12 protein-coding genes are annotated in these 18253 nt (G+C 37.4%); 4 read left to right on the plus strand and 8 right to left on the minus strand.

The window, feature by feature from the left end; genetic code table 11:
* Positions 1 to 107: 107 nt before the first annotated feature.
* Entirely contained in the window at positions 108 to 1568 is a 1461-nt protein-coding gene (locus CLOAM_RS01445; RefSeq protein ID WP_015424069.1) for a peptidylprolyl isomerase, read from the minus strand.
* 619 nt (positions 1569 to 2187) lie between these two features.
* Between CLOAM_RS01445 and CLOAM_RS01450 the strand changes: the two genes are divergently transcribed.
* Both CLOAM_RS01450 and CLOAM_RS01455 read left to right on the plus strand, forming a co-directional pair.
* Positions 2188 to 2541 carry an HIT family protein gene (locus CLOAM_RS01450; protein ID WP_015424070.1) on the plus strand — a complete coding sequence of 118 codons (354 nt, stop codon included), beginning with the start codon at positions 2188 to 2190 and terminating at the stop codon, positions 2539 to 2541.
* Positions 2542 to 2550: 9 nt separating this feature from the next.
* Positions 2551 to 5550, plus strand: coding sequence for a S8 family peptidase (locus CLOAM_RS01455; protein ID WP_015424071.1), 3000 nt, complete (start codon positions 2551 to 2553; stop codon positions 5548 to 5550).
* A gap of 83 nt (positions 5551 to 5633) precedes the next feature.
* Here CLOAM_RS01455 and CLOAM_RS01460 read toward each other — a convergent pair whose 3' ends face one another.
* From CLOAM_RS01460 to CLOAM_RS01490, 7 genes are all read right to left on the minus strand, one after another.
* Positions 5634 to 6686 (minus strand): TdeIII family type II restriction endonuclease, encoded by a 1053-nt coding sequence (locus tag CLOAM_RS01460; protein ID WP_015424072.1) that lies wholly within the window; start codon positions 6684 to 6686, stop codon positions 5634 to 5636.
* Positions 6687 to 6690: 4 nt separating this feature from the next.
* Positions 6691 to 8280, minus strand: coding sequence for a DNA methyltransferase (locus CLOAM_RS01465; protein ID WP_015424073.1), 1590 nt, complete (start codon positions 8278 to 8280; stop codon positions 6691 to 6693).
* 395 nt (positions 8281 to 8675) lie between these two features.
* Entirely contained in the window at positions 8676 to 8849 is a 174-nt protein-coding gene (locus tag CLOAM_RS01470; RefSeq protein WP_015424074.1) for a zinc-ribbon domain-containing protein, read from the minus strand.
* Positions 8850 to 8991: 142 nt separating this feature from the next.
* Positions 8992 to 10266 (minus strand): metallopeptidase TldD-related protein, encoded by a 1275-nt coding sequence (locus CLOAM_RS01475; protein ID WP_015424075.1) that lies wholly within the window; start codon positions 10264 to 10266, stop codon positions 8992 to 8994.
* Positions 10263 to 11705 (minus strand): TldD/PmbA family protein, encoded by a 1443-nt coding sequence (locus tag CLOAM_RS01480; RefSeq protein ID WP_015424076.1) that lies wholly within the window; start codon positions 11703 to 11705, stop codon positions 10263 to 10265. Before CLOAM_RS01480 ends, CLOAM_RS01475 begins: the two co-directional genes overlap by 4 nt.
* A 15-nt stretch (positions 11706 to 11720) precedes the next feature.
* Complete coding sequence (locus CLOAM_RS01485; RefSeq protein ID WP_052293567.1) at positions 11721 to 12008, minus strand: hypothetical protein; 288 nt, start codon at positions 12006 to 12008, stop codon at positions 11721 to 11723.
* Positions 12009 to 12279: 271 nt separating this feature from the next.
* Entirely contained in the window at positions 12280 to 12813 is a 534-nt protein-coding gene (locus CLOAM_RS01490) for a hypothetical protein (protein ID WP_015424078.1), read from the minus strand.
* A 320-nt stretch (positions 12814 to 13133) separates the two neighbouring features.
* Here CLOAM_RS01490 and CLOAM_RS01495 point away from each other — a divergent pair, with 320 nt between their 5' ends.
* Together CLOAM_RS01495 and CLOAM_RS01500 are read left to right on the plus strand one after the other, a co-directional pair.
* On the plus strand, positions 13134 to 15272 hold the full coding sequence (locus CLOAM_RS01495) for an SUMF1/EgtB/PvdO family nonheme iron enzyme (protein WP_044278788.1): 2139 nt from the start codon (positions 13134 to 13136) through the stop codon (positions 15270 to 15272).
* Between the two features lie 170 nt (positions 15273 to 15442).
* The gene (locus tag CLOAM_RS01500) at positions 15443 to 17683 is read left to right on the plus strand and encodes a transglutaminase domain-containing protein (RefSeq protein WP_015424080.1); all 2241 of its coding nucleotides are present in this window, start codon (positions 15443 to 15445) and stop codon (positions 17681 to 17683) included.
* Positions 17684 to 18253: the final 570 nt, after the last annotated feature.

An 18253-nucleotide genomic window follows, 5' to 3' on the forward strand; every position in this document is an offset into this window, starting at 1 on the left:
GATGAACAGAATTTTGAGGATTTTCAGGATGAAAGATTTACAATTATATTACCATTTTCTCTGTTTAGAGTGTGTTAAACCTTAAGACCTAAAGACCTCAAGACCTCCTACAATTTCAGCTGCATTTGCAATTCATAAAAATCTTTCCGGTTATCAATTATCTGAACTTTCTGGCGTTGTTCAAGATACCATTGATTGAGATGATCTTCCTGTAATTTTGCTTCTGCGTCGGCAATGATTTTCTTTTTATCTTTTTCCCAGAGAGTTAAGTCGGGATATTGGCGTTTGGTAACGAGGGCAAGATACCAGTGTTTTTCATTTTCTATAAGAGGTGTAAAAGAGCCCTCGGGAGTATTTAAAATTGCAGTATTCAAAGAGGGAATTTTGCCTAAGGGTTTAATTTCGTTATCGGCAATCACTTTTTCCGCTTCAATAACCGCAATGCTATCTCTAATTGCTGCTTCCAAATATGTTTCCGGTGTTTCACTTTGCATAAAATTTTGCACATAATTTTCCATTGTGTACATTCGTTTAGCGCGATTTGCCCGGATAATCATTTCCTGTTTCTTAATCTCAAAATCAATGTAATATTCAGGGATTTCACTTTTCAGTTCCAAAACCAGAATATCCCCTGTAGGAGCATAAAAAATATCCGGAATGGAACCAACGGGATTATTGAAGGCAAAAGAAACCAAATCGGGAGCACGACCTATATGAGGAATAATTTGATCCTGGGAATTAAAATAGGTACTTTCTTCCAGAGGAATGTTCATTTCTTCCGCTGCCTTTTGTAAACCTACTTCTTTTGCCCGGTTATAAAGTGCTGTGCTTAAAATTTTATTTTCCTGTGCCTTTTGTTCCGCATTTTCTGCTTTACTCAAATTGCCTGGAAAACGAGCCAGAAGATAGCTGCGTCCATTTTCTCTTTTAAATTCATCTTTATGGGCTTCATAGAATGCTCGGACTTCATCATCAGTAGCATTAACAGAAGTCAATTTATTGTAATCAAAATGAATAATTTTGGCACTGGCATAATCATTTTCTTTCAGCCAGGCATTTTTAACGCTATCCGGATTGGCTTTTACCTCATTTTTAATGGTTTTAATCAGTTTGTTATAGGAATAGAGGTCACGGGAATAATTCATAACTTCCCGTTTAAAATCGGGATGGTCTTTTAATGCCTGTTCATATTTGGCTTTATCAAATTTGCCATTGGTTTGAAAATCCTTAATCTGTTTAATTTCTGCGGGAATATTTTTCTTGATTTCTGCTTCCAGTTCGGCATCGGTAACTTTTATTTTACCAGCTTTTATTGCCTGGTCATAAACATACATCCCGATAAGCTCTTCCCAGTATTGATTATTCAATTTAATGCTATCCTGCTTGGTGAGGACTTTTCCTTTTCCGTGATATTGGAGATATGATTTAAATCCATCATTAAATTTTTTGTAATTGTATTCCCGATCTCCAATTTTACCGACTAAAGCATTGGGATCGGGCTTGGCAGAGATTAGGGACATTGTCCACAATAAACATATTGCCAAAACGATTTGCACTTTATATTTCATTTCTTACTCCTCAAAATAAGAGACGCAATTGCCTCTATAAAACAATACTTTTGAAACAATGCTTTTACTGCAAGAAAAAAATTGCACCGGCGTCCGGGAAAACGATATCTTGCCATTTTTAATTTGTGTAGCCGGAGCTCACTGCAACTCCGGCTTCACAATCTGTCGCAAGTTATATTGCGCATGTAAAGATAGCGGAAATAATAAAAATGTTAAGACGCAAATGGCTCCTGATTTTTATTGTGTTTGAAAGGGAGGTTTACATTCCAGTTTAATCTTGTAATAACCAAGTAACATTCAAGTAACAACTCCGTAACGAAACTACGGAAGTGTTACGGAAGTGTTACGGAGTCGTTACTTAATCGTCTATATACCAAGCAAATACACATCTTCAAACAAGAAAGGCAAAACATACAGCTAACTATATAATATTATAGTGAGTTAAAAGGATAAAGAGATTTCTTACCTTATTTATTTACATCTATATTACAGCAGATTTTAGCAAAGAATAAGCGATACTGAAACATTATACTTAGCGCGCTTGTTTTTATTCCCTGCCAAACATTATTTTGGCTTAGCTGAAAGAATGAATTATAATATAAAAAAGAGGTAACAACTTATGGCTTGTGAATTTTGTAATCTTGATTGCTCAGTTTATCTGGCAGAAAATGAACATTTTTTTGCAATTTGGGATAAATATCCTGTTAGCAAGGGTCATACCCTGATTATTTCCAAGCGTCATACACCCGATTATTTTAATCTAAATGCGGAAGAAGCGATTTCTTTGCACGATATAACTCTGAAAGTGAAAAAAGTTTTAGAGGAAAAATTTGAGCCGCGTGGTTACAATTTGGCTATGAATTGCGGTTCTGTTGCGGGACAAAGTATTCCCCATTTTCATCTGCATATCATTCCTCGTTTCGGTAAAGGAGATAAAGGTCTTTTTCCAAGAAGGCGAGAATCCGTTTTTTAGGAGGCGGAAATGAAACATTTTACCGTTTTTTTAGCTTTATTGGTTGCTTTTGGACTTTTTGCCGCTGATTTAAAGGAAAATGAAGGAACGGCTATTTTTAAGCTGAAACCGGAATTTCGTTCTTCTTTACAAAAGTCCGATAATCGCACAGGAATTGCGTCTATAGATGAAAAACTGCAGAAATTGCAGGTCAGTTCCTTAAACCCTAAATTCAGCATTTCGCCGCAAAAAAGAGAGAAATGTGAACTTTCTCTAATTTTTACAGTGCAAAGTCCTTATCCGCCTCAGGCAGTTGTAAATTTACTTTCTTCTGACCCCTGTGTGCAATATGCGGAAATTGTTTATCCCGATGTCATTTTTGCTGTTCCCAATGACGAGCATTATTCAGAATCTCTCTATTTTGCTTTTCTGGAGGCAGAATCCGCCTGGGATATTCATAAAGGTGAAAATGGCACTCAACCTGTAATTATTGCTCTGGTAGATACCGGCTGCAGATGGACTCATCCTGATTTGGCAGAAAATATTTGGCAAAATTTAGGGGAAGATTTCAACCACAATGGTTACACAATTTATTATAACGGAAGCACTTGGGTTATGGATACGGGTGACTTGAATGGAATTGATGATGATGGAAATGGAAAAATTGATGACCTCATTGGTTGGGATTTTATCGCTACCAGTTCCGGTGGTGAATCCAATAATCCTTATGAAAGCAGTGGTCATGGCACAACCGTTTCCGGAATTCTTTCTGCCAGAACAAATAATACAATCGGAGTCAGTTCCCTTGCCTGGAATTTAACTTTAATGCCCGTTTCCTGCAGTTATCCTGGCTCAAGTTCAATATATAATGGCTATCAGGGTATTATTTATGCGGCTGAAAACGGAGCGGACATCATAAATTGCAGTTGGGGTGGAACTACTTATTCGCAGGCAAATCAGGAAGCTATAAATTATGCTTATTCTTTAGGGTCTATTATTGTTGCAGCTGCCGGTAATAGTAATAACACAGTTCCTGTCTATCCATCCGCCTATCAAAATGTTTTGGCAGTAGCTGCTCTGCAAAATAACGGAGTGAAATCTTCCGTTTCTTGTTACGGTGCATTTGTGGATGTCGGTGCTCCTACGGGTTCCATTGGCACTCTTTCCGGAAGTGGTTATACGACAGTTAGTAATGCTACTTCTTATGCCAGTCCTGTAGGGAGCTCTTTAGCGGGCTTAATCAAATCATATTATCCCGAAATCAGCCAAAGTGCTCTTCTCAATAGAATCAAAGGAAGTTGCGATGATGTGGATGCAGTAAATCCCGGAAAAGAAAATCTTTTGGGTGAAGGCAAATTGAATGCAAGGCGTGCTCTGCAAGAAGATAATCCTCTTCCTGATGAGGAAATCCGCCTTGCCTTAATAGAAAATAGAGGTGCTACAGACGCTAATGGAAATTTGGCAGTGGAGCCAGGGGAAACATTTTCGGTAAATCTGTTGTTGAGAAGTTACGGTGAATATTCTGCTTATGGCACTTTTACTATTTCTACTACCAATCCTAATGTAAATATCCTTTCCGGTAGCCACAATCAAAGCATTCCAGCCGATGCTTATTTTACTTTGGAAGAGGTCTTTAATATTTATGTTCTGCCAACTGCAACTTCTCAATATGTAACCTTCAATTTGCAGACAACTGCGGATTTACCCGTTGTGGCAGGAAATAACCTATCTTTTAGCATTCTTATTAATGCCGGAGGAATATTTGTTTGGGAAGGCATTTCCGGCGGAAGAGATATGAGCGGAACCTTTATTAAAAACACTTTGCAGAATTTGGGTTATAATTGTGTTTACGGAACTACTTTTCCTGCTTCATTTTATAGCTTTGATGCGGTTTTTTTAAGTTTTGGTGCGGTAGGCAGTAATATCGTGCGTTTTGATAAACCCTATATGTTTAATGCCCTTTATAATTATTTAATTTCCGGTGGCAGGGTCTATATTGAAGGCGTTGATGTTGTCGGTTTTGATTTAACTTACTATCTTCCAGATATTCAAGGTGAATTGGATGCTTATGAAGTTCTTTGGCCCCTTTTGGGAATAATCAGTGCCGAAGATGGCGTAACTAATGCTATAGATAACCTTAGCGGTGTTTCTTATACACCTTCCTCTGGAATGCTGTTTACCTCTTCTTCGCAAACCAAAGTGGATTATATAGACCGCTTTACAGAGCTCTATCCTTATGCCAGAAGTGCATTTGAAGAAAGTGATTACGGATGTGTAGCCGTAGCTTGTGCCGGTGGCTATAATCAACGGAGTTTTGTCTTCAGCTATGCTTTGAGCGAATTGACGGATGGCACTTTTCCCAATACCAGAGCAAACCTTGTAACTCGCATAATGGATTTCTTCATGGCAGAGGAAGTTACTCTGCCGGTTGAGCTTACATCTTTTTATGCTACCTACTCTAATGGGGGTAATATCTACTGGAATACCGCTTCCGAAAACAATTTGCTGGGCTACAATCTTTACCGGAATAGCAATTTATCTTTGTCCAATGCGGTTAAACTGAATGCTGCAATTATCCCGGCAACAGGTTGTGCAACGGGAAATAATTATCGCTATTACGATTCTGACACTGCTTTGTCCGATACTTTATATTATTGGTTGGAATCGGTTTCTTACAGCGGTTTTACTCAGGTTTTTGGTCCTGCTGTTCTGATAGTGCCTTTTACTGAACCCGAAACACCTCCTCTGCCACCTGATAAAATTGAATATTTAAGCGCTTATCCCAATCCTTTTGGCAATTCTGTTTTTTTGGAATTGAAAATTGCTTTTCCCGCTCCTGTTACGGTGAAGGTCTATAATATTAAGGGACAATTGATTAGAAACTGGGAATATCCTTATCTGGAAACAGGAATTCATCACCTTTCCTGGGATGGCTTGGATAATAAACAGCGCAACACTACTTCCGGAATCTATTTGATGGTGGTTAAAACACAGGAACGAACATTTACCCGTAAATTGTTAAAAATGTGAGTGGTGAGATAGTGCTATCTCGCTATTTTTCTCTTATGATACAGCCCTAATATATTCGTTTCTAACCCTATATTTATGTTACATTAAAACATCTTGCTTAATTCATTATAGCGATTCCTATTATAATCGGGATTGATAATGTGTTGATTGAAAACACGAGTTAAGTTTCGGTTATTATTTATTTTTTCTTTTATCAACTCGCTATATTGCGCTATTTCCATTTCGCTGAATAGATTCCATTTTTCCAAGATGCTCATTATGTTAGAGTTATAATTACCATTAAAACTTTGGACTATATTGTAATTATCCATAAATTCCGGTGTGGCAATTGTATTAATTATGTTTATCAAGAATTCCATTGTGTCTTTCTGTCCAGAAAGATAATCCCAAAGCTCACTGGCAAGCAAAACTTCTTTGGGATCAAAGAAATCATTCCCACAAATAATACTATTGAGGAATCGGGGTTTATTATAACTGCAAGGTGATTCAATATCTTCATCTACTGTTGGATCAAAAGGAAAACCAATATGAAAATGAACTTCTTTATCTGGATATTTATTTTGCAATGCAGTCCTTCCGATTAGTATTTTTTGTTTTTCACTTTTCATCTCACCTGAATTTGGTTTAACTGTTTTCATTTCTATTGCCTCAATACTATTTTGGTCTATCCAAAAAACATCTGCACTAAATCCCTGGGTTTCCATTAAGTCGTTTTCCCCTGCCTTAGGAATAGCTTGCAGTTCTCTTTCTAAATCGGGTTTCTTATTTCTATTGGATAAATCCGTCATTATGTCCATAATAGCTTTTTGTTGTTCTTCCGTAATATATAGAGCCCCTGAGCGAGCAGAAGTAAATTCTCTTTTTTCGCCTCCACTAAGGATATGAGCTACTTTTTCAAAAAAAACCTGACCCAAAGTTGTATTTAAACCATGTAACCAGCTACTCAATCCAATGAGCTCATAATTATTTATCTGATACCGTTCCATTTTATCATAAAATGCCTGCAAAAAGGCCTTATGAAAAGGAGCATTACGGTTACGAGAGAGATCAGAAGGAAATTCCTCAAACCTTCTATAGAGGATTTTAATTACCACTTCCGATATCTTTTGAGTTTTGTCTGCAGAGAACTTATTCATTCAATTACTTCTCCCGTAAATGGAATATAACTTCCGAATAAGCAGTTTTATCTTTTTCGGTTCTGTTTAAAACAGGTCTTTTATATTGATTAACAATTCTCATCCCGGCAATTTCAGCTATCTGAGGATATAAATTATATTTATCGTTTGCCACTAAAAATACATTATAGTTTGCTGCTAAAAATTTCTTACAATTAAGTAAAACCTGAACAATGCTTTCGCTGTAACTTTTTCTTGCTTCATACCCTTGCCCTTTATATAAAGGACCAATTTCCAGTTCATCATTACGCTCAAAGTTAAAGAGATCATAAGCATAAGCATGCTGTTCGTGATAATTGATTAATCCTACATAGGGGGGAGAAGTAAAAATTCCGTTTATTCCATTCACTTTAATTTTTTCGGCAAAATCGGGATTTACTTGTTTTACTTTGTCATAGATATCAATAGTTCTGCTATCACCGGTTACACATACTTGAGTGCTATTTGTTCTTAAGGCAGCAAATTGCATTACTCTTTTTAATGTATCTTTAGAATAGGTTTCCCACCATTTTAAAATTGAAAATTGTGGCTTGCATATTTTTCCATGTTTTTTGCAATAATAAGTTGCAGTTACAGGTTCAATTAAAGTAGCCAGATCTGAATGAGTAGTAGCTCTACAACTCCTCATAGTTCGGCTAAGAATAATACTGGCAAGTTTACGGTTATTAACATTATCAATTTTTCTTAATTCCTTTGCTTGCTTTTCCAGCTCTTCTCTAATTTGTTGAGAGAACCATTTATCCAAAAAGGTTTCAGATTTATCCTGCTGTAATTTGATTGCATATTTATCAATTAAACTGTAGTAAATTGGCAAAAACTCTTTTTCCTTCTCCTCAGTATAACTTTTCTCATCTATTAAGTTATGTGCCACTTTGTATTTAAACTCCGGAACTGGAAAGAACTTCTTGTTAAATTTGCTTAGTTCCTCAAGCAATTCCTGTTCAAATTCAAATACCTTGGAATACATCAGATAATGTTTTAGATTATTAGTCAGTTTATTTAGTTCAAAACTCAAACTCTGAAGATCATATCCCATTATTTTAGTACTGGATATTAAAACATTGAAAGCAGAAACATCAATACCTATAGCATTAATACCTAATTCATTAGCTTGCACTAAAGTTGTTCCGCTACCAACAAATGGGTCAAGAACAATGTCTCCAGGATGAAAAAATACCTCCTGCTTAAAGTTATCTGTGTGAGTATCTAAAAAATACTCAACTAACTGTGGAATAAATTTACCCTTATAAGGATGTAATCTGTGCACATGTTTCGTTGTTTCTGCTTCTGTATATTTATCAAAAGCCAGAACCCAATTTAAATCTTCACCAAGTTGCTGAGTCCATTCTTCCTTTTTATTATGGCTAATATTATGGTAATATTCTGCCAATTCTTCTTTTAACACATAGCATTGTCCATTCTCACCATATTTTTTGATTCTTCCATATTGAACTAAATACGCAATATTGGAAGAGGTAACCTTTTTCCCTAATTTTTGGGTTGCCCATTTACTGGCTTGTTTTATGCTTAAATATTCCTTTTCGGGCATAGACATATTTGATCTCCATTCTCATATATGCAAACTAAAATTTTACAATTTATAGAAACGATAAGTATACATTTAGCGACCTTTTATATATGTCAAGACCAAAATTCTTTATCCAGTTTCTATTTATTATTATCAAAGCTAAAAAAATGGAACGAGGATAACTGGATCGACTGGATCAATAGGAATAGTTTTTTTGTACTGTTTATAAGAACAAGGATAATAAACGAAGAACTTCAAAATAAGAACTCGCCATAACATACTAATTTAGATAATGTTCTAATCGCTAAAACTTCGCTTCTAAAATTAATCTGTGAAATTCGTGAGCGGCAACTTTTTATCTATGCGGGGCAAACAAAAACGCCACTACATTTTAGCAGTGGCGTTAACAGATTAGAAACTATCTAATTAGATTGTCTGCGTCTGTTACGATTAAACTGTGCCTTTTTTGCCTTACGACATTCGGGGCAGCGTTTGGGCTCGTTCTGAAGGCCTTTTTCCTTATAGAATTCCTGTTCACCTTCAGTGAAAACGAATTCTCTGGAGCAGTCCTGGCAAATGAGTGTTCTGTCTGGCATTTGGTATCTCCTTTTATTAACGGGATCGAACATTCTGGTCCAAAGGCACTCCCGTAATAGAAGGAATTGGCTTAGGGCGAATGTTGAATCGCATTTGTAAATACCCTTTTTTAGTTTTCAAATTTCTGTCAATTTATTTTTTCTAAAAAGAGGTCTTGTCTACAAAATTGAAGTTATCAATGAGCATTGGAGGCAACAAAGAAATAGGATTTGCCAGCTCACTGATACCTGTAGCAATAATTCTTCCGGTTGCATTATGAGGAATTTCATTAAAGCGCAAATTATTTACGGCATACTGAATTTTTCCATCTTCAAAATACCATACACCATCGCGAGTGGTTCCTGTAAATTCACCTGCTTTTGTATCCACAGTGCGAATATACCAAAAGCTGTTTACAATAAGCCCGCGGGGAACCATTTGCAGCATTTCTTCTTCACTATATCCTTCACCAGGAATGAACATATTATAGATATCGCAAGGTTTACTGCCGATTTTTTTTGCCCAATAACGGCTGGTAGCAAGGTTTTTCAAAATGCCCTTTTCCACCCAGGGAATTTCTTCGGCAATTATGCCATCGTGCGCGAAAGGTGGTGCTAAAAGAGTTGGTTGCTTATAAGTAGAAAACCAGCTGAATTTCTCTCCGAAGAAGGGGTTTCCAATTTGGTTTGTAAAAGGAGTGATACCTTCATCCGCATATCTGCGGTCCATCATCCAACCCATAAACCAAAGTAATTCCTGAAGAGCAAGAGGTCTTAAAAGGACAGCTATTTTTTGGGGTTCAAATGTCCGTTTTACAGCAAGAGATGATGCCTGATTGAGCAGTTTCTCCAGAAGGATTTTTAGGTTAAAGTCCGCAAAATTTTTAGCTTCATAGGCAACCTTTGTTTCTACTTCTTCTTTTTTCAGCGTCATAGAGTGACCAAAATCACTTTTTTCATATTCACCAGCAAACCCGTTTTTAGTAAATAGAGCATTGGTTTCAATATGCTTTTCGGTTAAACCGGAAACCGTTGCTCCAAATGTCTTTGCCTTGCTAATGCTGGTTTGAACAATATCTACTAATTGTTTAGGTTCCAGTGCCTTAGTTTGAGGATCACAATTTGCAATCTCCGGAATGTCCATTTTCCCTACGGAAGGAACAAATTCAGGGTCTTCGGGAGCTAATTTGGCAATTTCTTCAGCTGTTTTAACAAGGTATGCCAAACTTTCTTCATCATCCTGATTTACAGTGCAGCTTCCCGATTTACTGCCAAAAGAAACGCTTAAAGAAATTTCCTTCATTGCCCCGGCAATATGTTGAGTTATAACATTTTGAGCAAAGCGGGTTTCGTGGCTGTCATCTTTAGTAATATTTAGTGTCCAGTCATCTGCTATGCAGTGTTTCTGGATGTATTGCACAATTTTTTCGCTATTCATTGTGAACCTCCTACTCGGATATTACGAAATCTTGCCGTTGAAGCACCATGAGTCATTCTTCCTGTTTGTGGCGGCTGACCTTTGCCACAATTTACAACCCCGAAGGGACGCCAAAAACGCTCATCACAAATAGCATCGCAGCTATTCCAGAATTCCGGATTGTAAGATTTGTAAATAACTTTTTTCAAGGGACGAATCAGTTTGCCGTTTTTTATTTCCCAGAAGAAATCGCCTCCAAACTGGAAATTTATGCGATGATGATCAATAGAATAACTACCTCTGCCTTGAATATAAACTCCGTCTTCAGTATCGGCAATAAGTTCACCCGGAGTTAAGGGCTTTGTTCCTGGCAGTAAATATAAATTGGGAATGCGGTTAATCGGCTGATTAAAATAATAAGTTGCACGATTACATCCGCGGGAAGCATTCAAGCCAATTTCCAAAGCAGTATCACGCGTGCTGCCATATTCTTTTAATATACCGTCTTTAATAATATACCATTTTTGACCGGGAACCCCATCATCATCAAAACCGAGAGTAGCAAGACCTTCTTCCAAAGTGTTATCTCCCACAAAGTTAATCAGTTCACTACCGTAATGATAGTTGTTCAATTTTTCCGGTGTGGCAAAAGAAACACCAGCATAATCGGCTTCCCAACCCAAAACTCTATCCAGTTCTGTAGCATGACCAACGCTTTCATGCATTGTTAAACCCAGATGATTAGGATCAAGAATTAAAGACCTGCGTTCTTCAGCACCAAGGGTATCTGCTTTCACTTTGATAAGTGCTTCTTCGGCAATTTGTTTGGCTTTTTCCCTTAAGTCCAGTTCCAAAATCCATTCCCAACCGACAGCTCTTCCACCTTCATCAAAAGTTCGGCTTTGGCTGTCACTTTCCGTAACCGCTACTGCTGTAATCATAGGATTGATAAACTGCGTAGTAAGGTCTAAACGCGTTCCTAAAGTGCTGGCAAAGAGTTTTTCATCCTTATGCAGAATCATTAAAAACACAGTTTTCATAATTCCTTCATAAGCAAGCATTGTGCGGGCAACTTCCATCATCAGGTCTATCTTTTCAGATACGGGAACAGTGAAAGGATCAATTTTAACAGGGGTTCTGTATGTAGCTATGTAACTGCGTTCCGGGGCTAAACGCAATTTCTTTGTCTTATTCACTTCCGCAGAAAGGGTTGCTGTTTCAACTGCCTTTTTTACAGTAGCTAAAACCGCTTCTTCATTAAAAACATTGTTATGCGCAAAACCCCATGCACCATCTTTGAAAACCCGGATGCCATAACCCTGCAGAACATTATTACTGGTATGTTTCAGGGAAAGGTTTTGCAGATAAATTACCTGATCAGTTGTTTTTTGAATGCGGATATCGGCATATTCAGCACCGAGTTTTTCCGCCGCATTCATTGCCAAATCTAAATATTTCATACTTTCTCCTTTTTTCTACATTAAAGCCATTATTTGAAAAAGCCAACCAGTCATCTGCCCGAAATAAAAGCTGGAAAGGACTAACATAACAGCCACAAAAATTAAAACTGCCTGGGCAAAACTACGGCGATTGGGATTGCCTCTTTTATCCAAAGACCATATAATCAACATAATAAGGTTTAATACCGGAATGCAGGTCAGGATAAAAACAATTATCCAATCACTTATTTTCATAGCAGGAGCTAAGGGTGTCTCCTCTATCTTTTTAGTCATTGAAAAAGGAGGGGATTCATAAAATTCCATCAGTCATCTCCTATTGTGTACTTAAAATTTATTCTCTTATTCCTGAAATACCAAATCCGTCAAGTTTTATCATCTGATACCATTTCTTGACTGATAAGTCCTTTGTCATTCCTGCGCGAGCAGGAATCCACATAAAACAAAAAAACATTTATGTATTCTCAATATGAAAGTTATCTTACCCCAAAGAAAGGGGAATTTTCTCCAATTCCTTTTTTACCAACTTATATAAAGGCAATAAGATATACCTCTGTATTACTTCAATATCCTGTGTTTATAGGTTTAATTCCTGAAGCTTGTAATAACTCTTTACAGGGGTTGTCAGCCGGGATCCGTCTTTGCATAAATAGACCTCATTTTCAAATATCTGTTCAATCCAATAGTCCTCTAAGGAATCAAAAAAGTCCAAACCCAAAGCCCGAATAATATTCACTATTATGCCTGAAAGTCCTGATTTATAAACCACTACACGAACTTTCATCCATTTATTCCAGGGTATCTGAGTTCCTGTTTGAGCAGTGTTAGAACCTGAACCTATATAGCTATCGGCAAAATATATAAAACTGGAACTATCTTTATCCCGAATGTCAACTCCTATATTTGCTGCAGGACCATTTATTACCCAAATAGCGGAACCCTGAATAGTGCCAGGAATAAAAAACAATTCCGTATTACCAAGCAAATCGGGATCAGGACCTAAATGCGCTACCTGATCCTGATTATCATCCCGAACAGTTACTTTGGTTATATCCTCACAAGAGGATAACAAAAGCAGCAATAAGACAGGTAGAATAATAAACTTTTTCATAAAAACTCCTTAACTACTAATCATCATAATAAATCAGTTTATTTCTTCAGGGGAACTCTGAAAATTGTCAATGTTTATTTTTCCTATCTCTAATGCGTGTTTTCCTTTTTCATTCTTCATTTACTGTAGACCTCTTGACTTTCCTCTTGACAGTTTTTCCCCAAACAATTATTAACAAAAATAAAGAATATAAGAGCTATTGGACATTGTGGGCGAATATAATCTGCAGTTAATATGAGGTCAATTTGCTTTCTTTCCAATATTGATTATAATATTTAAAGAGGTCTTATAGCAAAACCACTTTATCTAAGGAGGTGGGTGTGAAACAGGCGGTTATTATTATGCTTCTGCTTATCACTTGTTTAAGCCCTTTATGGGGTATGCGTAAAGCATTAGTAATTGGAAATGCCAATTACAATGAGCAGGTTTTGCGCAATTCAATAAATGATGCTTCAGATGTGTATAATGCTCTTAAAGGGTTAGGGTTTAGCGCTTCTTTATTTACTGACCTCAATCGGGAAGGTTTTTTTAGGGCAGTTGGTGAATTTGTTTCTACACTTACTCCTTCCGATGAAGTGGTCTTTTTTTATAGTGGCCACGCTGCCCAAATTGAAGGTAAGAATTATCTTATTCCGGTGAATGAATATATTGATTCAGCAACGCGTTGTGCTTATCTTTCTTATGATACTTCAATGCTTTTGGATGAATTGAGCAGAGCGGCTATAAGCATTGTAATTTTAGATGCCTGCCGAGATAATCCTTTTGCTTTTTCGCGTTCCATTAGAAGCGGTTTAGCCCCAATGACAGTTTCCGCCGGCTCTCAATGTGTAATTTTTGCTACGGAACAAGGAAGAACTGCCTCTGATGGAGAAGGTAGAAATAGTCCTTTCACGGAATCCTTGCTCGCCAATATTACAACTCCGGGGATTAAAATTACTGATCTTATTCAAAGGGTCAGTAACGAAGTAGCGATTAAAACCCAAGAACGGCAAATTCCCTATAGCACAGGAACTTTAAGGCAGGATTTCTATTTTGTAAAGGCAGAACCTGTTACACCCATTTCTCCTGTTATTCCTCCTTCTATTCCTCAAGAGCGCAAACCTGTTGTTTCTCCAAGTTATGGCAGTATAAAAGTTAAAACCTCTTTTGGCGGGGACTTGTATATAGATGGTGAATTCAGCCAAAGTTTGTTTGCAGGAGACCAGCCCATTATCAAAGATATAGCGGTTGGAGTTTATGAACTGAAATTGGTTAGTCCGAAGGAAACAATTATCCGTTTAGCTAATGTTAATAAAAATCAGACCACAATGATTGATTTTGATGCTCCCGATTCTTATAGAGAAGAACCTAAAAAAATACCGGAGCAGCAAATAATTATTCCCGAACAGCAAATTCCGCATTCCGAAAAACAATCTATAGAGCTCAATTCCTTAACTCCACTATCACCTATAACCAAAAAAGTGTCAGTGGGCACAGGTGCTTTAACCATAGAAAGTCCTCTTGCTGGAGACCTTTATTTGGGAGGTGATTTTATTGGCAAACTGACAGCAAAAACCTCTAAAAAGTTCTCTAATGTCCAAGCTGGTTCTTACACTTTGGAAGTAATGCACCAAAATTCTTTCTGTCGTAAGGAAATTAGAATTTATAACAAGGATAACCTGAAAGTAACTCTTTCCCAAACTGAGTTTTCCAAGTATCCTGATGGTTTCCAATATATTTCCGGCGGAACTTTTCAGATGGGAACTCAATTTCTGAATCGCAGTGAAGATGAACGTCCCCGTCATGAAGTGCAAATCCTTCCTTTCCTGATGAAAAAAACGGAAGTGGAACAAAAATTATGGACTGATGTAATGGGCTATAACCCTTCGGAAATTAAAGGCGATAGTTATCCTGTTACCAATGTTTCCTTTTATGAAGCAGTGCAATTTTGCAATGCTCTAAGTATTTTAAACGGGTTAACCCCTTGTTATAAAATAGATAAATCCAAAACTGATCCTAACAATCTCTGCAATTTAGATACTTTGCGTTATATCATTTCCTGCAACTGGAATGCCTCAGGTTACCGTTTACCTACTGAAGCAGAATGGGAATATGCATCTCGTTGCGGAGATAACTATAACAAGTTACAATTTTCCGGAAGCAACGATGCCAATGATGTCGCCTGGAATAGTAAAAACAGCGAAAACAAAATACATCCGGTGGCTACTAAAAATCCAAATCAATGGGGCTTTTATGACCTCAGCGGAAATGTATTTGAATGGTGTTGGGATTATTATGACATCTACAAAAAAGATAAAAAGGTTCATCCCAAAGGAGCGGAAAAAGGAGTTTATCGCATTGCCAGAGGCGGAAGTTTTAATGGCGATATAGATGCCTGTTCTTCTACTGCCCGAGGTGGTTTTGCTCCCAATTTTAAAGGAAACAATCTGGGCTTTCGTATAGTCCGCAATGTTCATTAGCTATTGCTGAAAGTAAGGAGTCGTTACTGCCGAAAATAATTAATGCACTACCCTCAAATAATTTTGGCAGTGAAAACTCATTATGCGGAGGAACAGCGTCCTCCGGTTACACAGATCTTGGAGAAATGCTGTTCTCTGTTTACCCAAAACAAAGATAAAGGATATAGAGAATGAAAAGACCGTTTATTATTCTGTTTGTGCTTCTTAGCGCAATTCTTTTTGCTGGTGAGAGAGGGCTTACCGTTAAAGAAATTGAGGTTTCGGGAGAAGTGATTTCAATTTCCTCTCCCGTGCAATCACTAATTCAAGTAGCACCCTTAAGAAAGGCGGAAAAAGCTGAGGCACTTAAAAATTGGGATACATTACAGGAATTGAATTTGAACTTTCGTCTTCCGGCAAAAGGACAATATGGTTTGCAGTTTATAGACCTTTCTCAGAGTGTTCAGCCCTTTGGTTTCCCGGGATGTCTTTCGGAAACAGCATTTCAGGCAGTTAATAAAGCTCCAGTTTGGGTGCAGGCGGAGTTAGCATCCATTTTAGCAGAACTAATACCTGAAAAACAAACACTTTGGTCAAATCTGATTCTTTCCGCGCAAGACCCTTATGTGGATGAAATATGTTTTTGTATTGCTAATTCTTCGCCTCAGTATTTAAATTCTGCTTATGCTTTACCGGAGCTTTTTACGGAAAATGCGCAATTGCTTTATTCTATCGCTGCGGAGTTGCCTTATGTGGAAATTATGGATACTGGGACTGCCATCAGCGGAGGAGATTATTATTCCACAACCCGTTATTGGAAGAAAAATACTTCGGGTGAAATGCAACAAGTTACGGTTCCCAGAGAACTTTACTACTGGTATATTGTTCATCCCAAGCTGACAGATGAAATTCCTGCTTATATCAATCCCGCTATTATAGAAAACAATTCAACGCATAACAACAATATAGCTCCTCCACCTACGGGTAAATTCTGGCGTGGATATCTGTATAATCTTCAGGAAGGTGATTATCCCGTTCTCCGAGATACTTTAATGCAATGTCAGACACTTTTCAATCGTGACGGAACCGGAAATGATGCCATCCGCACAATTCAATGGTGGATAAATCAACAAATGAGCTTTACTTCCAATAATGAAAGACCTCATCAGCCCGTGAGAATTATTACTAAACACATAGGACGCTGTGGAGAATATGCCGATTTAACTTCAGCCGTAGCGCGTTTATCCTTAATTCCCTGCACCAGTATTTTATCCTATTCTTTAGACCATACCTGGAATGAATTTTGGGACGAAAATTGGGTTGCCTGGGAACCGGTAAATGGTTACATAGATATTCCTTTAGTATATGAAAATGGCTGGGGTTATGCCTTCGGCAGTGTGTTTGAAATCCGTCCTGATGGACTTTTAACCCCTGTAACGGATAAATATTCTGAGGGGGTTTCTACCATCATTATTCAGGTTACAGATACCAATCAACATCCTGTAGACGGAGCCAGAGTAATTTTATATATTATGCAAAACAGCATTCATTTTGACTGTGAACAATATACCGATAATAATGGAATCGCTACTTTCTTGGTAGGAGACAACTTGGAATATCTTACGAGGGTGGAAACCAATTTTGGTTCATTTCCTGAATATGCTGGAAGTTATCTGACATTAACTAACAATTCTGTAGCGGGGGAAACCTATCAGTATATTATAACAATTCCCAATATAATGCCGGTTCCGGATTTAGAAGAATTGCCACCTCCCGTTGATCCTGTTCAGGATTATCAATTTGCCGTATCTTACTATAGTGAAGGATATTACATTACAGGGGTTACTTTATGGGATGATATTTATTCTTTGGGAGTGCATCCTCTGCACTATAAATATGTGGAATCTCCTGCAGAGGTATCCTTTATGGTAATGGATAGTGATAATATTCTTATTTGGCAACTGGATAATTTTGGCTCCGGTTACAGTTATTCAGGTCCTGCATCCGAGGGAACAGCATCTTTCAGTATCCCTCTTGGCTCGGATTGGTATGCCTTTATGGATAATTCATTACACCATCGTAATGCTGTAAAAATCAATGGAGGACTGCTTTTTCAACATACCGGAACGGCTGTTCAGGATGAAACAATACCTAATGTTTTACTACAATATTCCATCTATCCTAATCCTTTTAACAAAACAACCTGCTTATCCCTGAAGGCAGATAAAGATTTTAAGGCAGATATTTCTATCCTGAACCTGAAAGGACAGGTAGTTAAATCCTGGCAAAATACATTCATTAAACAGGGAAACTCCGATTTTTACTGGGATGGAAAAGATAATAAGGGCTCGGATGTAAGCTCCGGAGTTTATTTCTGGAAAGTCCAAAGCAGAGAAACCGCTTTTACTAATAAGATACTTTACCTGAAATAGATAAGTTATTTCCAGAATGAGAATTCAATTATCCCTATAGAAAAAATAAGGTTGAGATAAAGTCCCAAGGGGCGATACAATCAGAGCTCGGTTGTATGCGTAAAAGCAAGTGGTTGATGATAATTGGGGAAGCAGGTGAAAATTGTAAGTAAAAACATCTCTGCCACGAAATAATGGGTAAACCACAAATATGTTTTATCATTTCCATTTTGAAAATTCCTTTGTCCTTCCGGAGAAAGCAGGAAACTAATTATTTGCATATAGCTAACTAAATTTTAAATATGGAATTTGGGGATTTTTGCAAGGGAGTATTGGTCACTCATTGCTTACCCATTACTAATGGCATTAGCAATGGGTAAGCAATGGGTAAGCAATGCTATTAGGGAAGAGAATATAATCTATTGTGTTATGGTGAATTAGCAAAATAATTAGCTGTGGGTCTTTGTGAGGGAAAGTTTCAGGAAAATATCAAAAGTCGTCACGAGTCATAAGCGCCAAAAAAGTTATTTCTCAGGTCAAAGTTTTGAAGGTGCTAATGACTCCTAACTTAAATTTTTCCGAGGGGCTTAC

The sequence above is a fragment of the Candidatus Cloacimonas acidaminovorans str. Evry genome, assembly GCF_000146065.2.
Lineage (GTDB): Bacteria > Cloacimonadota > Cloacimonadia > Cloacimonadales > Cloacimonadaceae > Cloacimonas > Cloacimonas acidaminivorans.

Coding starts and splice junctions, on each gene's coding strand:
- CLOAM_RS01445 (WP_015424069.1), bottom strand. CDS start 1,568: ATGAAATATAAAGTGCAAATCGTTTTGGCAATATGTTTATTGTGGACA.
- CLOAM_RS01450 (WP_015424070.1), top strand. CDS start 2,188: ATGGCTTGTGAATTTTGTAATCTTGATTGCTCAGTTTATCTGGCAGAA.
- CLOAM_RS01455 (WP_015424071.1), top strand. CDS start 2,551: ATGAAACATTTTACCGTTTTTTTAGCTTTATTGGTTGCTTTTGGACTT.
- CLOAM_RS01460 (WP_015424072.1), bottom strand. CDS start 6,686: ATGAATAAGTTCTCTGCAGACAAAACTCAAAAGATATCGGAAGTGGTA.
- CLOAM_RS01465 (WP_015424073.1), bottom strand. CDS start 8,280: ATGTCTATGCCCGAAAAGGAATATTTAAGCATAAAACAAGCCAGTAAA.
- CLOAM_RS01470 (WP_015424074.1), bottom strand. CDS start 8,849: ATGCCAGACAGAACACTCATTTGCCAGGACTGCTCCAGAGAATTCGTT.
- CLOAM_RS01475 (WP_015424075.1), bottom strand. CDS start 10,266: ATGAATAGCGAAAAAATTGTGCAATACATCCAGAAACACTGCATAGCA.
- CLOAM_RS01480 (WP_015424076.1), bottom strand. CDS start 11,705: ATGAAATATTTAGATTTGGCAATGAATGCGGCGGAAAAACTCGGTGCT.
- CLOAM_RS01485 (WP_052293567.1), bottom strand. CDS start 12,008: ATGGAATTTTATGAATCCCCTCCTTTTTCAATGACTAAAAAGATAGAG.
- CLOAM_RS01490 (WP_015424078.1), bottom strand. CDS start 12,813: ATGAAAAAGTTTATTATTCTACCTGTCTTATTGCTGCTTTTGTTATCC.
- CLOAM_RS01500 (WP_015424080.1), top strand. CDS start 15,443: ATGAAAAGACCGTTTATTATTCTGTTTGTGCTTCTTAGCGCAATTCTT.